We start from the raw sequence: 2,083 nt of genomic DNA on the forward strand, positions 1-2,083 counted from the left end.
TCGAGGCACGAAGTGCCGAAGACCGCGGGAAAAGAGGACCCCGAAAAAGATATACGACCCCGCCAGGGTGTCGCACTCTCCAATCAGATAATGAGTGCGACACCCTGGCGGGGTCGGGATCAATTGCGATGCCTGATCCACGGGTCATCGGGGCTACGCCCCTCGACCGCGTGGCTAGGAAGCGGGCACCCGCAAGGGGTGCATCGTTCCCCGCCCTTCACAATGATTTGGATGAATTCTGTACCACTCAAATGCGTCACCCCTGGAGTAAACCGGCTTATATGAGACCTTTGCATAATACCCCATCTGCAGCGTCACATTCGAGATTCGGGCTTGGTCATGTGCGTAAGCACACTCCCTTCGCCCTCACTCTCAGTCCCTTGCATCTGGGGCATTCTGCAAAGTCCCTGCCGAAAAAGCGGTGCTTTTTCGGCGAAAGACCATTTTGTAATGGTCTTTATATATGATTGATTGCCCGAAAAAATCGTAGACTTGAGGGTGCTCAAATAGTACGTCTCCTTTGATTGGAGCATTACAATGGGCTGTGAAGAAAAAGCCTTAGGGATTTTGAAAGAGTCGCTGACTCTAATACCCTCTGAGTTAAATGAATTAGACTGGATTTGAGCTGTCTAAGAATGACTCTTCCGTTGCATCGAGGATCATAGCAGACACATTAGAGACGGGAAGGATCAAGCCCGAGGACACTGAGACAAAGTCTAAGAAATATATGAGGTACATCCCCTACTATGGATGATCTTATTTGCAGAGTAAGTCCCAAGTCTCTGTATTCTGTTGTCAGTCAGGTAGTTCTTATTGTCATCGAATTTCTATCTATATAAAAGCCAATCCTCGAGCAGTCAGAAAACTGGCGAGGATTGGTCTCTCAATTATGCGCTACTATTCCAGAGGGAGCTGTGAAGGGCGACAGCCTACTGGCGGGGACGGGAGTCGACCTTGAGGATGGCGCCGGTGGCGGGGTCAAAGCGGACGGAGGTCTCCATCCGCTTGTCGGTGAAGAGCCCGCCCTCAAGTGCCTCGAGCGAACCGAGCTGCGCTATCGGGAAGCTGCCACCAGCGATGCGGCTGCCGCGGTAGAGGAGCCGGATGTCGGCAGAGCCGGGGACGACATAGACGACGCCCTTGCGGAGCTGTTTCTCCTTCTTCTTCTGATCCCTCTCGGTGAGCTCCGGTGCGCGCTCGGTGATCTTTGTGTCCAGATAGATCGGTTCGCCTCTCAGGTCGTCCGATGAGAGGAGTCCCTCCCGCTCAGAGAAGCGTAGCGCCACCTGCTGCCCCTCCACCACGTCGAGTGGCCGGATGAGCCGGACGTAGGTGATGGTATCTGTCGTGCCGATGAAGCGCTCCGTGAGGCTTCGCTCAGCGGCATCCAGTCCCTGCACGGCGATACGGAGTGCCTGACCGTCCGCAAAGGGCTGGTCGGTCTCACCGGATAGCACCGCCGTGCGGCTGTCTCGGAGGCGATAGATCTCCTGTGCCGCGATCTCGGCACGCTTGGAGGTGGTGGTGGCGCGGATGTAGTCCGACGGGAGGCTCTTCAGGTCACCGAAGTCCTTACTGCGGACCGCCTCGATCGTTTTCTCCATCGGTAGGGATGGGAGCTCAATGGCAGAGGTGACATTGACCGCCACAAGCCGACCATCCTCCGTCAGTGTGACATTGGCAGCGCTGCTATTGCGGTGCATCTCCACGGCAAATCTCAGCGAGTCGCTCGGCACGCCATAGCTCCCGAGGTCAACACTCACCAGCTGGTAGGAGGTGGAGGGCTCCAGGATCGCATCCCGCACGCCGAGGTAACGATCGGCGTAGAGAGCGAGCTCGCCCGGCTGTCGTACCACCTTCCGGTAGGTGACGGTCGCATAGAGGTGCGTCTCCGGCAGGGCATAGACGACGCTATTGTCCGGCAGGGTGGAGACATTATACTGCTGCACACGCACCTGAGCCGTGGCAGTACAGGCGGTCAAGAGGAGTGCGGCGAGGGGTAGAAAGGATGATCTCATAAGCTTTTGTCTCATTTCGACAAAGATAACCAATTCGAGAATGTTGCACGAAGTGCCATTCTCGC

General features: G+C 56.1%; 1 protein-coding gene. It reads right to left on the bottom strand.

The window, feature by feature from the left end; translation table 11 throughout:
• Nucleotides 1–929: 929 nt before the first annotated feature.
• Nucleotides 930–2,018 (bottom strand): DUF4831 family protein, encoded by a 1,089-nt coding sequence (locus tag HMPREF2890_RS01180; protein ID WP_168160392.1) that lies wholly within the window; start codon nt 2,016–2,018, stop codon nt 930–932.
• Nucleotides 2,019–2,083 lie beyond the last annotated feature (65 nt).

The organism is Porphyromonas sp. HMSC065F10 (assembly GCF_001808555.1).
Taxonomy (GTDB): domain Bacteria; phylum Bacteroidota; class Bacteroidia; order Bacteroidales; family Porphyromonadaceae; genus Porphyromonas_A.